Genomic DNA, 15,420 nt, shown 5'->3' with positions numbered 1-15,420 from the left:
AGTAAATATTAGTTTTTTGCCCTGAAAATTCGTATAATAAAACAAAGAGGTGATCTTATGCAACGTAGAAAAATTCAAGTATTTGGACAAGTACAAGGTGTCGGATTCCGTTATTTTACTGAACGCCTTGCACAAAAATATCATATTACAGGAACAGTACAAAATGTTGAGCAATATGTAGAAATATATGCCCAAGGTGAAGAACAAGAACTCGAACAATTCACACAAGCGATAATCGAGGGTGCTTCCCCTGCTTCCAATGTCACAGACTACAACATTGAACATCTAGATACAGATTCATCTTTAGAAAGATTTAGAACTATTTAAAAAGGAAGATGTAAATTGAGATATTATATTTCTCGAATTTATGGAACACTTGTAGGTGTTCCAGCTGCTATTGTCGCTTGGCTCACAAGTATTTATGCATTCGATATATTATTTGTATATGATTTAGGAATCGGTATTGCAGCATTCTTTGCTTTTTACCTTCCTACTCAATTTTTCACATCCAAAAAATATTTAAATGAAATAGGATTAACACGAAGAGACTTTAGATTTGTGCGTCACCATTTAAATAATGCGCAAACAAAAGTTAGAAAACTACTAAAATCCTTTATCAACGTGCGATCAATAAAAGATTTCAAGCAAGTTAACGAAATTCATAGGTTAGCACGAACGATATATTTTACGGTGAGACAGCAACCACAAAAGTTCTTTATTGTTGATAGCTTTTTCTATTCGCACTTAGACAATGCGTTGAACTTGATTGAAAGCTATACAAGATTGGCAAAAATGCCAGCAAAATCTAAAGAAGAAAAACAAAAGTTAGAACAAACACGTATTACCTTAGATGAAGTTAAAAGAACTTTAGTTGCAGATTTAAAGCGATTAAATGAAGAAGACTATACACGTCTTGATGTTGAAATGGAAATGAATAAAATAGAGCAACAACGTCACTTACAAAGAAAGGAGCATGATTAATGGCTAACGAAAATGAAATGCCGACACATCCAGAGTTACAGAGCCAGATTTCAAATGACCAGACACTCATGGAGGCTAATAAAGATTTCACGCCAGAACAACAAAAGAAAATTCAAGAGTTGGCAAATCAGATTGAACCGATGAATTATGACTCACTGATGAAATTCGGTTCTAATGCACAATCTAGTATGTCGACTTTCGCACATAAAATGCTGACTGAAGTAAAGTCTAAAGATACAGGCCCTATCGGAGATACATTAAATCAATTAATGGTAAAACTTAAAGAAGTACAACCCGATGACTTTAAACAAGAAAAAGATTCTTTCATAAAGAAAATTTTTAAACGCGCTAAAGCTTCTGCGAATGAAATTTTCTCAAGAATGCAATCAGTTGGCTCTCAAGTAGACCGTATTTCTGTTGAATTAAAAAATCATAAAGATGGATTGAACAGAGATATTCAATTATTAAACGGTCTATATGATCAAAATAAAGACTACTTTGAAGAACTTAACCTTTATATTGCAGCGGCACAAGAAAAGAAACAAGCAATCTTAGAACAAGAATTACCTGAGAAAAGACAAAAGGCATATGAATCAGGCAATCAAATGGATATTCAAGAAGTAGCTGATTTAGAACAATTTGCGGATCGTTTAGATAAACGTATCTACGATTTACAGTTATCTAGACAAATATCACTACAAACTGCACCACAAATTCGTATGATTCAAAATGTGAACCAAACACTTGCCGAAAAAATTCAAAGCTCCATTTTGACAAGTATTCCATTGTGGAAAAACCAAATGGCTATTGCGTTAACATTGATGCGTCAACGACAAGCAATGTCAGCACAACGTGCAGTTACTGATACTACCAATGACCTGTTAACTGCGAACTCAGAGTTGTTAAAACAAAATGCAGTGGATACAGCTGTTGAAAATGAACGTGGAATTGTTGATATTGAAACATTAAAATCAACACACGAGAATATTATTGAAACAGTTGAACAAACATTGCAAATTCAAGCTGAAGGTCGTGAAAAACGTCAACAAGCTGAACAAGAATTGCAACATTTAGAAGCGGATATGAAAGAACGCTTATTAACAATGAAAGAAAATAAAGTACAATAACAAACAAAAACGATTATCTCCCCTACCGTTTTGGTGAAAGATAATCGTTTTTTCTTTTGTATGATTGAACAATATTAATTTTTGGGTAAGTATAACGAGATAAGTTCAAAGGAGTCTGGTAACTAATGACACAACACTTCAATAAAGGTGTTTTGTTTTATCATCAAGCCGCAGGTCAAGGCAACCTGTATAAATCTATTGGACAAGTAACAGAAAGCTTAGTTCAAATGTGTGATGATTTAACAATTAAATTAAGTAAAGAAGAAGGAGATATTAAAAGGTTTTGTGATACTGTAGCACAAAATGATGACCATTCATATGATATCTTCTTTATCTTAGGCGGCGATGGTACAGTTAATGAGTTAGTAAACGGCGTCGTAAAAAATGAGTTGAATATTCCTATCGGCATTATTCCAGGCGGAACGTTTAATGATTTTGCTAAAACATTAAATTTGGCTGCTAGACCTGTACAAGCAGCACAACAATTGCTTGAAGCTAAAGTGAAATCTTTTGATGTATTAGATATTAATGGTCATATTGCGTTAAACTTTGCCGGAATCGGTATGATGGTAGAAAATGCAGAAAATGTAGATTCAAACAGTAAGAAAGTTTTTGGTAAGTTAAGTTATATCTTTACTACTTTAAAAGTAATTGCTGATCCTGAAACCTATAAATATGAAGTTAAAGCAAATGGTGAAAGTTATTCAGGAGAAACATCCATGATCCTCATCGCAAATGGTAATTTTGTCGGTGGAAGCAGAATTCCTTTAGAAGACTTATCCCCTTGCGATGGTAAAATGAATATCTTCCTATTCAAAAATCATAATATGAGTTTAATTAAGGATTTCTTCCATGTGAAAGACAGTATGAATTGGAATGATATCACTGAGAATATCACATTAGTATCCACTGATGAAGCAACTTTAGAAACGACTCCAAATACTAAAATGGACATTGATGGAAAAATATTATTTGATACGCCTGCTGAAATTAAATTGTTAAAAGATAAAGTAAAACTATTGTATGTAGATATAGAAAACGAATAAGCATAGAAAACGGGAGTGTACGTATGATTTGTACACTCCCGTTCTAGATTTATAGAATTATTCTTTTTCGTAAACGATTGGTTTTTGATTTTTTGCGCCTAAGCTGATTAAGTAGCCGATAATTACAGCTACAATCGCAATTGGGAACCATTCTAGGCTGTTGCTAGCAAGTGGTAATTTGCTCCAAGCTCCAAAATGAATCCATTCTTTAGCAACCGCTACACTAATTAATGATGTAATTGTAATCACAATAATCGTAAATTGTTGGACGATTGGTTTCATTGGAACAAATCGTGCCATCAAAATTAATAATACAGTTGTAATTCCGATTGGATATAAAATCATCAATACTGGAATTGAAAGTTGAATAACTTGGTTTAAACCTAAGTTAGCAAGTACTAAACTGATACCAGTAAAGCCTAATACATAAGCTTTGTAAGAGATTTTAGGGAAAATACTATTAAAGTATTGACTTACTGATACTACAAGTCCACATGCTGTTGTTAAACAAGCAAGTGCAACGATGATACCTAATAAGTATTTACCAAATTCACCATAACCAGTTCCGGCAATTGTAGTCAGTAAGTATGTACCGATGTTTTGGTCATGTGCTGCTAAATCTTTTAATTTCTCTGGAGATACAACCATATGGTTACCGATATAACCTAGAGAAATATAAATGAACATTAAACCAGCTGCTGCAATTACGCCTGCCATTGCTGTTTGTTTGAAGATTGTATCAGCATGTGTCACTCCTGTTGCTTTAACTGCATTTACTACAATCATAGAGAAAGCAATTGCGGCAATTGCATCCATTGTAAGGTAACCTTGTGTAAAACCTTGAGAGAAACCTGTTAATGTTGATGTATATGCTTCTGTACCATGGCTAGATGGATTACCACCGAAGTCCATAAATCCTTTGATAATCATAGCAATGATTGTAATCAACAATGCTGGCGTTAATAATGAACCGATACGGTCTACCATTTTACCAGGGCTCAAACAAAGATATAATACTACTGCGAAATAAATAACTGAGAAAATAAATAACGCAATTGGGCTGCTTGTATTAATGATCGGTGTAACAGTCATTTCAAATGATGTTGACGCTGTACGCGGAATTGCGAACAACGGTCCGATTGTTAAATAAATAGCCACTAGGAATACTACTGAGAAAATAGGTGATATTTTATTAAATGATCCGATATAACCTTGTTTATCTAAAGCACCTACTACCACACCTAATAACGGAAGCCCGATTCCCGTTAATACAAATGCGAGAATAGCTGGCCAGAAATAATGACCGCTATCTAGTCCTAAGTTTGGTGGGAAGATAAGGTTTCCGGCGCCAAAGAAGATGGCAAACAAGGTAAACCCGATAATCCATGTGTTTTTATTCATTTTGATGTGCTCCTTCTGTTACTATAAATCTTAAATATTGCTTTATTTTAGCATAATGCACTAGGAATTGCCATATAAACTTTCAGAAAATTTAAAAAGTATCACGCGAAATTTGTTACATAATCAGTGAAATATGTCATTTTACTAATTTTAAAACAAAATAATACGCATACAATCAACAAGATAATGTCTTATTGTGTTTTGTATGCGTATTGTATAAGGTCTTTAGACAGACTTCAATAATAGTTTTTTCAATAGAGGTGAAAGTTGACTCGGTAAGTTCTCAACACCTTCTACAAATAAAGCGTATTGCCCATAAATATTATGGATGGTACGTTCAATATCTTCGGTAATTTCTTCTTGACTTAAGAATACGTTAAATATCTCAACACCATATTTTCTAGCTTCTTCAACAGCTTCGTACGTGTCAATAATACCATCTTGATCGTAATTATATGCTGAAGGTTCACCATCAGAAAAGATGATTAAAAATTGTTGGTGATGCGGTCTGCTTAATAAGCGTTCACTTGCAATTCTGATTGCGACACCATCCCTATTATCATCTTGTGGCGTTAATTCCATTATTCTAGCGCTGTCTTTTGAACCGATAGAATAATTATAATTGATAATTTCATCAATAATATTAGGTTGCGATTTGTCATCAGCATCAAATGCATCCTCATTAAATGCTAAAACTTCATGTTTTACATTCAGTTTTTTCAAGGTTTCATGGAATAATACGACACCTTTGATTGTTTCTTCCATTTTATCAATCATACTTGCTGATGCATCAACAAGTAATGTGAATGTCGCATCGAAGGAACGACTTAAATCTTGTTTTTTATAGAACATTTTATATTGGTCATCAATAAACCAATTGATTAAGTCTCTTTGTAAACGTCCTTTAGTAAGGTTATGACGTTCATCAACTTGTTCACGTTCTATCGTTTTTTCAATGATTTGTGTTAAATCCTTGATTTCGTATTGTACTTCTCGTTCTACTTCGTGATATGCTGCACGATCCTCAGCTGTTATTTCCGGCACATTCCATTTAATTTCCACATTTTCATTGATACCTTTTAAGGCAAAAGGTTGTGATGAAGCACCTGTTTGGCCACCCGACTCATTATCTAAGGTCTCATTTGATCCTTTACCCTTTTTAGTCATCATATCTGTCATATCATCAGAAGCATCACCTTCACGTGCGTTGTCATTATCACTGACAGCTTCACTGTTCTCGCCTTCATGGAGTTTCATTTCTAGGTAAGAACCACCTTGCGATTTAGAGTCTTGTGCTTTGGTGTCAGCTTCAGCTGTCTCGATGTCATCATCTTCATCTGTGTCATCTTTACCGTCAACATTTGCTGCATCCACACGTTTAAGGTCATCGAAAGTTTCAGCTTGGATTTCTTTATAAACTTTACGTGGAATGTAATAATACTCATTTAGCATGTCTTCATCTAATAAGTCATCAAGCTGATACATAATACGTTCAGCTAAGAACTTATTGTCTTCTGATGTGTAGTTCATAAAGAAATTAGGCAGATACATATACATACTTTGTAAGATTGGATCTAAATCAGGTCTAATACTAGGCACTTCATAAAAGTCTTCAGTTAATAGTGATTTCTCTAAATATAAGAAGATTAAATCAGTATAAGTTGTTTTTGTGCGATAAACACTGATTTGTGACTCAGTATAGTTAAGACGAATTTGTTTGCGCAAAGCGATTGCATCTTTCATACTTGGGCGAATTTTAACAATCGCATTTAGCACACGCATATCTTCTAATAGCTTGAAGACTTGTTTAAAGAAGCTTGGATGTTTAAATTCTTGATTATCTAGTACTTCATTCACAATAAATTCATCCATTAATCGATAACCATAGGTCGCAAGTAAAACATCTGTCTTTAGTCCAGTAATTTCAATATGACTTGGACGGTGTGTCCAGAAGACACTAGCGATTAATTCATTTTCGATCGGATCATAATAAGGGAATTTTTGAATTTTGACATGCGTTTGATTATTTTCCAAAAGTAAACGTGCAAGGTCTTGCAACATCATCACTTTTTTAGCGTCTAAGATTTCATCATTAAACTTGATAAATCGATTGGTCATAAAAATCCCTCACTAAAAGTTCAATTCTATTGCATTAATAATCGCTTGTTGTTCACGTTCATCTTCTAACTTGTCAATAATCGCACGTTGGATTGCACGTTCAATCGGCATGACTGTTGCTAAATCACTCATATCAATCAATGCACGGATACTTGCAGCTTCTTCAGAAATTTGCCCTTGTTTTGTCATAGTACGTAAGTCTTCATTAAATGCGACAATTTTTGAAATAAGTGCATCATCGTCTAAGCGGCTTTGTTCTTTAATAACTGTTTTTAATGTTTCGCCATCAATATAGTCGACGTGAATAACAACGAAACGGTTTTTTAATGCTTCGTTCATCGGTAATGTACCTACATAACCTTCGTTAATTGCTGCAATGACATTAAAACCAGGTTTTGCTTTAATAATTTCACCAGTAAACGGATTTGTAAGACTGCGACGATAGTCTAGCACACCGTTTAAGATAGGAAGTGTTTCAGGTTTCGCCATATTGATTTCATCAATGTATAGAATGTGTCCTTCTTTCATCGCTTGGATAACAGGTCCATCAATAAAGACAATTTCTTGATTGCCATCTGGACTTGTTTGGATAGTTTTGAAACCTAGTAAACTTTCAGCGTCTAAATCAACAGAACAATTGACTTGATGCATTGGAATATTAATATCTTCACTTAATGATTCTGCGAGTTTCGTTTTACCTGACCCTGTTGGTCCTTTTAATAAAATGTTTTTATTTAAGCGCATCATTGCATATGCGTCACCAAATACTGTTTTATCGGCATTAATATACTGATGTTGTGCCATTTAAAATTTCTCCTTTTCATACATCAAAAAATAGACCGAGGCACATCATTGTGCCCAAGTCCCTAATCGAATATTTAATTCAAATTGCTTATTAAACTTCTTTAAAATACTCTTTATAATAACCGCCAACTTTACCTGAGTTATCAATGATTTGATAATATTCTTCAGTTTCGTTAACGACATCGTATTGTTTTCCAATAGTCAACATATCAGATACTGTAAATTTTTTAGCGTCTGTATGTAGTACTTCTACCTTTTTAATTGGTTGTTTGTCTTTCCATTCTTCGTGTAACATATGTTCACAATCCTTTCTGTGCAGGTTAGCTTTTTCTAAAGTTAAGATGAATGACAATCCACTATTTTCTGTAATACGAACTGATTCTGAATCTTGTTGTTCAAGCGTTTGATATGGAATGCCAATTGTTTCTAGCTGTTGGACCGCATTGCGGTATTCTTGTTTAGATTGCGTACTAAATTCGATTTGTTCGACCGAACCATATTCTGGTAAATTAATTGGTTCTGTAGCTTGGAAGATGTGTAATTCTCCACCTAAGCCGCCTTCTCCAATTCGAAATACTTGTACTTTAAAGTCATCATCTGTAGTCGGTGTGTATTCAGCAAAATGATCAAGGCCGAATACTTTAGATAAAATCGATGAAGTCAGCAACATTTCGTTAACTTGAACAATCACTGGTCCAAGTCCTTGGATTTGGTGAAGCGGATTCACCGTACCTTCATCGGTAGGCATACCTAATGGTACACCACTATTATTTTCATTAGAATAGATATCAAAGAATTGTCCGTTACCGTCTTTAAATTCAAAATGTTTATTATTATTCATTTCAGTAACGTCACCATATTTGATTTCATTTTGGTCTAAAATTGATTGATACTCTTCTAATCCTAAATCTGATGGTGTTCTTAAACCGACACTTAAGACATGATTATTTTCTGTCGAATAGTTTGGTACTTCAATAAAGTGTATTCTTGTACCCGGACTTAAAAATGCATCACCAAAACGTACTGCATTTTTTGAACCTTGTCTTTCATAATTCAATCCTAAAATATCATGAAATAAATAAATTGATTGTTCTAGATTTCGAGTACCTATTGTGACACTTCGTAAACCTGCCATTTTACCCACACCTTCTTTTGTGATTTCTCATTCATTATAACTTAAATGAAGTGGTTTTTGTATGATGAAGTGTTCAATGAATGAATTCAGTCAAAATAAGGTATAGTAATAGTATATAGGATTAGAAAAGGCATGTTTGATCTGAAAATTTGGATCAAAGGAGATGATTAATAATGCTTACTTTCTGGATATTATTCGCTTTAACGATACTTGTAGCAGCGTACTCCGGTATTAGCTACTTCACAGGTCGAATTAAAGAAAATGCGAAGTTTAAAAAGCAACATTTCGGAGTTTTATGTATCGTATTTGTCATCCTTGCAATTATAGAACTTGTCGTTTTCAATATGTTATAGAATTAAAAGCAGCGGTGATTGATTTTAATGAGTTAAATCAATCACGCTGCTTATTTTTGTTTCTAAATTCAAAATCAACATTAAAATACGACGGCAAAACTGCCGTCGTATCAAGGTTTGTAATATGATTTACTTTATAGATTAAGATTCTAATAATAAATCTTCAGGGCTTTCGATAAGCTCTTTGATTGTTTTCAAGAATCCTACTCCCTCTTTACCATCAATAATTCTGTGGTCGTAGCTTAAAGCAAGGTACATCATAGGACGGTTCTCAATTGTATCTTTATCAATCGCGATTGGACGCGTGATGATTGAGTGCATACCTAAAATAGCTGCTTGGCTTCCGTTAATGATTGGTGTAGACATCATTGAACCGAAGATACCACCGTTTGTGATAGTGAATGAACCGTTCATTAAATCACCAAGTGATAATTTGTTGTCGCGTGCTTTAACTGCTAAGTCTGCGATTGAACTTTCGATTTCTGCGAAGTTTTTCTTATCACAGTCACGTACGAATGGCACGATTAAACCATTATCTGTAGATACCGCAATACCGATATCATAGAATTGTTTAGTAATCATGTCTTGTCCATCAATTTCAGCATTCACTGCAGGGTATTTTTTCAATGCTGCAACGGCTGCTTTTGTGAAGAATGACATGAAACCTAATTTTGTTCCGTCATGATCTTTGATAAATTGTTCTTTTTTACGTTTACGTAAGTTCATCACATTTGTCATGTCAACTTCGTTGAATGTAGTCAGCATTGCTGTGTTATTAGATACTTCTAATAATTTCTTAGCTGCTGTTTGTTTACGACGAGACATTTTTTCGCGAATCACTGGTTTGTTTGGTGTGCTGCTTTGTGGTTTAGCTGGTGCTTCTGATTTTGCTGGCTCAGCTTGTTTTTGGTTACCTTGTTGTTGACGATCAATGTCATCTTTACGTACAACATCGTTACCTTTAGAAGCAACTTCTGCTAAGTCGATACCTTTTTCACGCGCATATTTACGTGCAGATGGTGTTGCATTGACGCGTTGGTCACTAGAAGCACTTTCTTTTTCTTCTGATTTGTCAGCTTCTGCTGGTTCAGATTTTGATTCTGATTTGTCTTCAGATTTTGGTGCTTCTTCTTTTTTGTCATCAGATGAAGCTGAAGATGATGAACTGCCGCTGCCTTCCCCTACAGTTGCGATTGCTTGTCCTACTTCAACAGTATCACCAGGTTCTGCTAAGTGTTCTTGTAAAACACCTGCTTCTTCAGATACAACTTCAACGTTGACTTTATCTGTTTCTAATTCGACAACAGCTTCACCTTTGTCTACTGAATCACCTGGATTCTTCAACCATTCAGCTATTGTACCTTCTGTAATAGATTCTGCTAACTCTGGAACTACGATCTCAGACATACTAATTTCCCCCTAATTTTTGTTAATACTCTCTTCGATAATAGATTTTTGAACGAGTTTATGATTTTCTCCGTCACCTTCAGCTGGCGCAGAACGTTTAATACGACCGCTATATTGCAATTCGTATTGATCGCTAGCGATATCACTTAAGTAAGGATATACGAACAACCAAGCACCTTGGTTTTGCGGTTCTTCTTGAACCCATGCAATTGTTTCAAGGTTTGGCAACTGATCAATAACTGCTTTGATTTCGTCAGCTGGGAATGGATATAAGCGTTCTACCGCAATCAATAAAATCGATTCATCCGGTTCTTTTTGCAGACGTTCCTTCAAATCAATAAACATTTTACCTGAAGTTAAAATCACTTTTTTGACTTTGCTTGCTTCATGCTCTTCTGGCAAGATAGGTTCGAAATGGCCTTGTGTAAATTTATCGATTGTGTCAGCTACAGTTTTATTTCTTAATAAACTTTTCGGTGACATGACAACTAGTGGACGCATTGCATCAGTATCCAAGCTTGCTGCTTGTGCACGTAATAAGTGGAAATAGTTACTAGAGCTAGATAAATTTACGACAGTCGCGTTATTCTCAGCTGAGAGTTGTAAGAAACGCTCTAATCTTGCTGATGAGTGCTCTGGACCTTGTCCTTCATATGAATGTGGTAAGAACAATGTTAGACCTGAGCGTTCGCCCCACTTCGCATAACTGCTGAATAAGAAGTTATCGAACATCATTTGTGCCATATTCGCAAAGTCGCCGTATTGAGCTTCCCAGATATTCATAGTACCCTTGTTTTCAACATTGTAACCGTATTCGAAGCCTACAACAGCTGCTTCAGATAGCGGTGAGTTATGAACATCGAAGGATGCACGTTGATTTGGTACATGTTGTAAAGGCACATATTCTTCGCCAGTATCAGGGTTATGCAATACCGCATGTCTGTGACTGAAAGTACCACGTTCACTGTCTTGACCTGTTAAACGAATTGGTGTGCCATCTTGCATGATTGTCGCAAATGCAAGTTGTTCAGCTTGTGCCCAATCTACTAAACCATCTTCTTTTTCAAATGGTTCTCTACGTTTTTCTAAAACTTTTTTCAGTTTTTTCAAGACTTCAAAACCTGTTGGATATGTTAATAATGCATCATTGATTGATTTCAATTCTTCGAAATCAAATTGACGATCATCAGGTTGAAGCGGTAAGTCAACATTGTCTGGTTTAGACATATCTTGTGTTGTTGTTTTATCATTTTTATCGATTTTATCATGTGCTGCACGTAGTTCTTTTTGAACATCATCTAAGATGTCATTCTTTTCATCCTCAGAGATAATGCCTTCTTCAACCAATTGGTCACCATAAATGTGATCTACAGTTGGATGCTTACGGATGGCATGATAAGGAATTGGGTTTGTAATAGATGGTTCATCCATTTCGTTATGACCATAACGACGGTAACCGACTAAATCGATAACAACATCTTTGTTGAACTCTTTTCTGAAGTCCATTGCAATATCAATTGCTTCAATTGTTGCTTCAACATTGTCTGCATTAACATGCATAATCGGTACATCATAACCTTTAGCAACATCTGTAGAATATGTTGTTGAGCGACCATCTTGTGGCTCTGTAGTGAAACCGATTCTGTTGTTAGTAATCAGATGCAATGAACCGCCTGTTGAATACCCCTCTAAGTTGCCTAAGTTCATTGTTTCAAAGTTGATACCTTGTCCTGGATAAGCAGCATCACCATGAATTAAAATCGGCATAGATTTGCTGAAATCTGTTTGTACTTTGCCGCTTTGATGACGGTCATCTTGTACAGAACGTGTTTTACCTAATACAACCGGTGACACGATTTCTAAGTGACTTGGGTTGTTTGCTAATGAAATGCGTTGTTCTATACCATAAGTGTCTGTTGTTTTCGTACCGCCTAAGTGATATTTAACGTCACTTGTCCATGCTGAACCTGAAGTTAATTCTAGACTGCCGTCTTGTGGTAGGAACTTCATTGGATCAGTATGCATGAATTCAGAAATCATCATTTCATAAGGTTTTTCTAACACATGTGTTAAAACGTTGAGGCGTCCACGGTGTGCCATACCTATTTGAATATTTTGAATTTCTTCTTTAGCTGCACGACTTAAGATTTGTTGCAGCATTGGCACAAGGGTATCTACACCTTCAATAGAGAATCGCTTTGCCCCTACAAAGTTTTTATGAAGATATTTTTCGAAACCTTCAACATGTGCTAATGTCTTGAATAATTCTAGCTTTTGGCTTTTATTTAAGTTTGCTTTATATGGCGTTTCAATACGTCGCTTGAGCCAAGCGCGTTCTTTATTGTTGTTAATGTGTGTGTATTCAAAAGCAATCGGCCCTTTATAACGCTTTTCCATGCGTTGGATTGCTTCATAGGCATTGTCATAAATATCAGAAAAATGATCTGACACAATGCCTGAAGAAATTTGCTCTAAATCTTCTTTTGTTAAATTGAAATCTTCAAGTGTCAATCTAGGAACATTTTTACGTTCTGGTCGATTGACTGGATAAATATCTGCCTGCAGATGCCCATATTGTCTGATGTTATCGATTAAACGCATAACTTGTTTAATTGTCATATCATCAGAACTTGATGAAGGTGCTGCAGCCACCTCTCTGTTGTCATTGTTAATTGTACTAAATAGAATTTGTAAATCTTCAGAGACAGAAGTTGGATCTTGTAGATATTGATCGTATAAATCAATAATTACCCCTAAGTTAGCTCCGAAATTTACAGGTGCTTCACTAACCTGTGTATATTTCGTCATATTACTCCCTCCACAATATATTGAAACGCTTACAAATAAATAATATCATTAAATGTTCACAAATTAAAGGGAGAATGACGATTTGATGGCATGAAAAAGAGCCGATATGACGGCTCTTTATACACATATATAACCTTAAATATAATATTGTACAATAATAGACGAATTATCATTAAAATGTAATTATACGTTGAAGGTAATTTTGAATGTAGTAAACGTATCAACTTCACTTTCAACTTGAATCGTACCGCCATGTAAATTCACTATATTTTGAGCAATCGATAATCCTAAACCATTACCTCCACGTTGTCTAGAACGTGATTTGTCTACGCGATAAAAACGGTCAAAGATAAAGTCTAAGTCTTTTTTAGGAATGCCTGAACCATGATCGGTAATCTCAATAGTTGCTTGTCTATTTTTAAGTGCAGTACAAATTTCTATTCTTTTCTCTCTTGTATCATATTTAATCGCATTATCCAAAAAGATAAGCAATACTTGTTCAAGTTGATAACGATTAATATTCAGCCATATTGGTTTCACTGATGGTGTAAATGTAAAACTATAATCAGGATGTAATTGTTTGAGAGATTTTAGTCTAGATTTAATCTCGTCATTCACATCAACAGGTTCTACATCTAAAGCATCCTTATAGGTTGATTCTTTCGTTAATAGTAACAGCTCTTCTACTAACTTGGTAATACGATTCATTTCTTCGATTGTTATATCTAATGATTCTTCTAAAATTGCTGGGTCTTTCTTACCCCATCGTTGGATAAGATTTAAGTGACCTTGAATGATTTGAAGCGGTGTTCTCAGTTCGTGTGAAGCATCTTCTACGAACTGGCGTTGTTGATCAAATAGTTCTTCAATTTGAATCATCATATCGTTGAATGTATCAATCAAGTCAGTTGTTTCATCGTATTCAGTCGGTAGTTCTAACTTTTCCTGGAAACCATCTCTACGGATTTTACGCATTTTGTTAGCCATAATTGTAATAGGTTTTGCGATTTGTGCAGAAAAGATATAACTGATAGTGGCAGTAATAATAATGGCAATAATACCAAATAACACCGATAAGATGATTAATGAATGCATAACACTATCATAACTTGCGAGCGAATGGATAATCACAGAATAACCATGAAACTTTTCAGTTTCGACTGGATGAGAAACGATTAAAAAGTTTGCATCTTTAATACGTTGCACGTAAACACTGTGATACTGAGAAGGTTCAATCCCTTTTGTGCTATTAATAAAATCACTCATAGTCGATGTTTCGGTTATCTTTTGTTTGTCATTATCAAACAGAATCACTTTTTGGAAATTACCAAGTGATGCGTTTAAATCTAAAGGTTTAATATCAACCAAAGATTTCGTCGCAAGTAAAGCTGAAACGTTATCAGCACTTTTTTCTGCATCATTAATTTCACTGTCTCTTAAAGTGATGCTCAAAAAGTAAATGATGACTAAGCTGAAAATGAAAACAATTAAAAACGTAATACTCGTAGTAATTAGCATCCATTGAGTTTTTAATTTTCGTTGCTTCATTTGCGTATCACATAACCGACACCACGTACTGTTTCGATTACCTTTTCTTTACCAAACGGTTTCAATTTATTTCTCAGATAACGAATATAAACATCCACTACATTGGTTTCTACTTTGCTGTCATAACCCCAAACATGATTTAATATTTGTTCACGTTGTAAGACATGATTTAAGTTTTCAGAAAGCAATTGCAACAAGTCATATTCGGTTTTAGTTAATTCAACCTCTTGACCATCAATCGTAACACGAAAGGCTTCTTTATTAATTTGAATGCCTTTAATATCGATGATGTCTTTAGCTGGTTGGCGTCTTAATGTTGCACGAATACGTGCTAATAGTTCTTCGATATCGAATGGCTTTACGATATAATCATCTGCACCATAATCTAAACCTGCTACTTTATCATATGTATCACCTTTTGCTGTGATGATAATAATTGGAGTAGATTTGACTTCACGTATTCTCTTACATATTTCTAAACCATCCATATGTGGCAACATCAAATCGAGTAAGTACAGATCATATTCTTTTTTTAATGCTGTTTCTAATCCTTCTGCACCATCATTTTCAATATCAACTTCATAATTCTCATGTACTAATTCTAATTCAATGAATCGAGCTAAGTTTTGCTCATCTTCTACGATTAATATTTTTGTCATTGAAAGCACCTCAATCATGATTTTATCATAATC

General features: G+C 34.7%; 13 protein-coding genes and 1 pseudogene. 5 read left to right on the top strand and 9 right to left on the bottom strand.

Features of this window, described 5'->3' with window-relative positions:
• The first annotated feature begins 57 nt into the window (after window positions 1–57).
• The 4 genes from HMPREF2603_RS08070 (at window position 58) to HMPREF2603_RS08055 (ending at window position 3,154) form a co-directional block, all read left to right on the top strand.
• Window positions 58–327, top strand: coding sequence for an acylphosphatase (locus HMPREF2603_RS08070; protein ID WP_002480918.1), 270 nt, complete (start codon window positions 58–60; stop codon window positions 325–327).
• A gap of 15 nt (window positions 328–342) precedes the next feature.
• Window positions 343–981, top strand: a complete 639-nt coding sequence (locus HMPREF2603_RS08065) for a 5-bromo-4-chloroindolyl phosphate hydrolysis family protein (RefSeq protein WP_002480919.1) — start codon at window positions 343–345, stop codon at window positions 979–981.
• Window positions 981–2,108: a toxic anion resistance protein gene (locus tag HMPREF2603_RS08060; protein WP_002480920.1), complete on the top strand. Its 1,128-nt coding sequence runs from the start codon at window positions 981–983 to the stop codon at window positions 2,106–2,108. The genes HMPREF2603_RS08065 and HMPREF2603_RS08060 overlap by 1 nt, the downstream gene beginning before the upstream one ends.
• 125 nt (window positions 2,109–2,233) lie before the next feature.
• The gene (locus HMPREF2603_RS08055; RefSeq protein WP_070502048.1) at window positions 2,234–3,154 is read left to right on the top strand and encodes a diacylglycerol/lipid kinase family protein; all 921 of its coding nucleotides are present in this window, start codon (window positions 2,234–2,236) and stop codon (window positions 3,152–3,154) included.
• 57 nt (window positions 3,155–3,211) lie between these two features.
• Here HMPREF2603_RS08055 and brnQ3 read toward each other — a convergent pair whose 3' ends face one another.
• The 5 genes and pseudogenes from brnQ3 to HMPREF2603_RS08035 all read right to left on the bottom strand — a co-directional run.
• Window positions 3,212–4,555: a branched-chain amino acid-like transporter carrier protein BrnQ3 gene (gene brnQ3 / locus HMPREF2603_RS08050; RefSeq protein WP_060804282.1), complete on the bottom strand. Its 1,344-nt coding sequence runs from the start codon at window positions 4,553–4,555 to the stop codon at window positions 3,212–3,214.
• Between the two features lie 225 nt (window positions 4,556–4,780).
• Window positions 4,781–6,673: a vWA domain-containing protein gene (locus HMPREF2603_RS08045; protein ID WP_060804283.1), complete on the bottom strand. Its 1,893-nt coding sequence runs from the start codon at window positions 6,671–6,673 to the stop codon at window positions 4,781–4,783.
• A gap of 12 nt (window positions 6,674–6,685) precedes the next feature.
• Window positions 6,686–7,477, bottom strand: coding sequence for an ATP-binding protein (locus tag HMPREF2603_RS08040; RefSeq protein WP_002480924.1), 792 nt, complete (start codon window positions 7,475–7,477; stop codon window positions 6,686–6,688).
• Between the two features lie 91 nt (window positions 7,478–7,568).
• A complete protein-coding gene (locus HMPREF2603_RS13030; protein ID WP_002480925.1) occupies window positions 7,569–7,772 on the bottom strand; it encodes a DUF6501 family protein in 204 nt (67 codons plus the stop codon).
• Window positions 7,773–7,802: 30 nt separating this feature from the next.
• Window positions 7,803–8,612: pseudogene (locus HMPREF2603_RS08035) on the bottom strand (VOC family protein); the annotation flags it as partial.
• Window positions 8,613–8,785: 173 nt separating this feature from the next.
• Between HMPREF2603_RS08035 and HMPREF2603_RS08030 the strand changes: the two are divergent.
• Entirely contained in the window at window positions 8,786–8,965 is a 180-nt protein-coding gene (locus HMPREF2603_RS08030) for a hypothetical protein (RefSeq protein ID WP_060804284.1), read from the top strand.
• Window positions 8,966–9,106: 141 nt separating this feature from the next.
• Here the strand turns inward: HMPREF2603_RS08030 and sucB are convergent, their stop codons facing one another.
• The 4 genes from sucB to HMPREF2603_RS08010 all read right to left on the bottom strand — a co-directional run bounded on the left by sucB (window position 9,107) and on the right by HMPREF2603_RS08010 (window position 15,387).
• The gene (gene sucB, locus HMPREF2603_RS08025) at window positions 9,107–10,372 is read right to left on the bottom strand and encodes a dihydrolipoyllysine-residue succinyltransferase (RefSeq protein WP_070502046.1); all 1,266 of its coding nucleotides are present in this window, start codon (window positions 10,370–10,372) and stop codon (window positions 9,107–9,109) included.
• Between the two features lie 12 nt (window positions 10,373–10,384).
• Entirely contained in the window at window positions 10,385–13,180 is a 2,796-nt protein-coding gene (locus tag HMPREF2603_RS08020) for a 2-oxoglutarate dehydrogenase E1 component (RefSeq protein ID WP_060804285.1), read from the bottom strand.
• 183 nt (window positions 13,181–13,363) lie between these two features.
• Complete coding sequence (locus HMPREF2603_RS08015; protein ID WP_023015211.1) at window positions 13,364–14,728, bottom strand: HAMP domain-containing histidine kinase; 1,365 nt, start codon at window positions 14,726–14,728, stop codon at window positions 13,364–13,366.
• Entirely contained in the window at window positions 14,725–15,387 is a 663-nt protein-coding gene (locus HMPREF2603_RS08010; RefSeq protein ID WP_060804286.1) for a response regulator transcription factor, read from the bottom strand. Before HMPREF2603_RS08010 ends, HMPREF2603_RS08015 begins: the two co-directional genes overlap by 4 nt.
• Window positions 15,388–15,420: the final 33 nt, after the last annotated feature.

It is taken from the genome of Staphylococcus sp. HMSC055C03, from assembly GCF_001809385.1.
GTDB classification, from domain to species: Bacteria; Bacillota; Bacilli; order Staphylococcales; family Staphylococcaceae; genus Staphylococcus; species Staphylococcus simulans.
Note: the sequence above shows the minus strand (reverse complement) of the source record. Positions and strands in the feature narration are given on the sequence as shown.

Excerpts from the sequence above, each read along its gene's own strand:
- HMPREF2603_RS08040 (WP_002480924.1), bottom strand. The coding sequence starts at position 7,477 with ATGGCACAACATCAGTATATTAATGCCGATAAAACAGTATTTGGTGAC.
- brnQ3 (WP_060804282.1), bottom strand. The coding sequence starts at position 4,555 with ATGAATAAAAACACATGGATTATCGGGTTTACCTTGTTTGCCATCTTC.
- HMPREF2603_RS08045 (WP_060804283.1), bottom strand. The coding sequence starts at position 6,673 with ATGACCAATCGATTTATCAAGTTTAATGATGAAATCTTAGACGCTAAA.
- HMPREF2603_RS08010 (WP_060804286.1), bottom strand. The coding sequence starts at position 15,387 with ATGACAAAAATATTAATCGTAGAAGATGAGCAAAACTTAGCTCGATTC.
- HMPREF2603_RS08030 (WP_060804284.1), top strand. The coding sequence starts at position 8,786 with ATGCTTACTTTCTGGATATTATTCGCTTTAACGATACTTGTAGCAGCG.
- HMPREF2603_RS08070 (WP_002480918.1), top strand. The coding sequence starts at position 58 with ATGCAACGTAGAAAAATTCAAGTATTTGGACAAGTACAAGGTGTCGGA.
- sucB (WP_070502046.1), bottom strand. The coding sequence starts at position 10,372 with ATGTCTGAGATCGTAGTTCCAGAGTTAGCAGAATCTATTACAGAAGGT.
- HMPREF2603_RS08015 (WP_023015211.1), bottom strand. The coding sequence starts at position 14,728 with ATGAAGCAACGAAAATTAAAAACTCAATGGATGCTAATTACTACGAGT.
- HMPREF2603_RS08020 (WP_060804285.1), bottom strand. The coding sequence starts at position 13,180 with ATGACGAAATATACACAGGTTAGTGAAGCACCTGTAAATTTCGGAGCT.
- HMPREF2603_RS08060 (WP_002480920.1), top strand. The coding sequence starts at position 981 with ATGGCTAACGAAAATGAAATGCCGACACATCCAGAGTTACAGAGCCAG.
- HMPREF2603_RS08055 (WP_070502048.1), top strand. The coding sequence starts at position 2,234 with ATGACACAACACTTCAATAAAGGTGTTTTGTTTTATCATCAAGCCGCA.
- HMPREF2603_RS13030 (WP_002480925.1), bottom strand. The coding sequence starts at position 7,772 with ATGTTACACGAAGAATGGAAAGACAAACAACCAATTAAAAAGGTAGAA.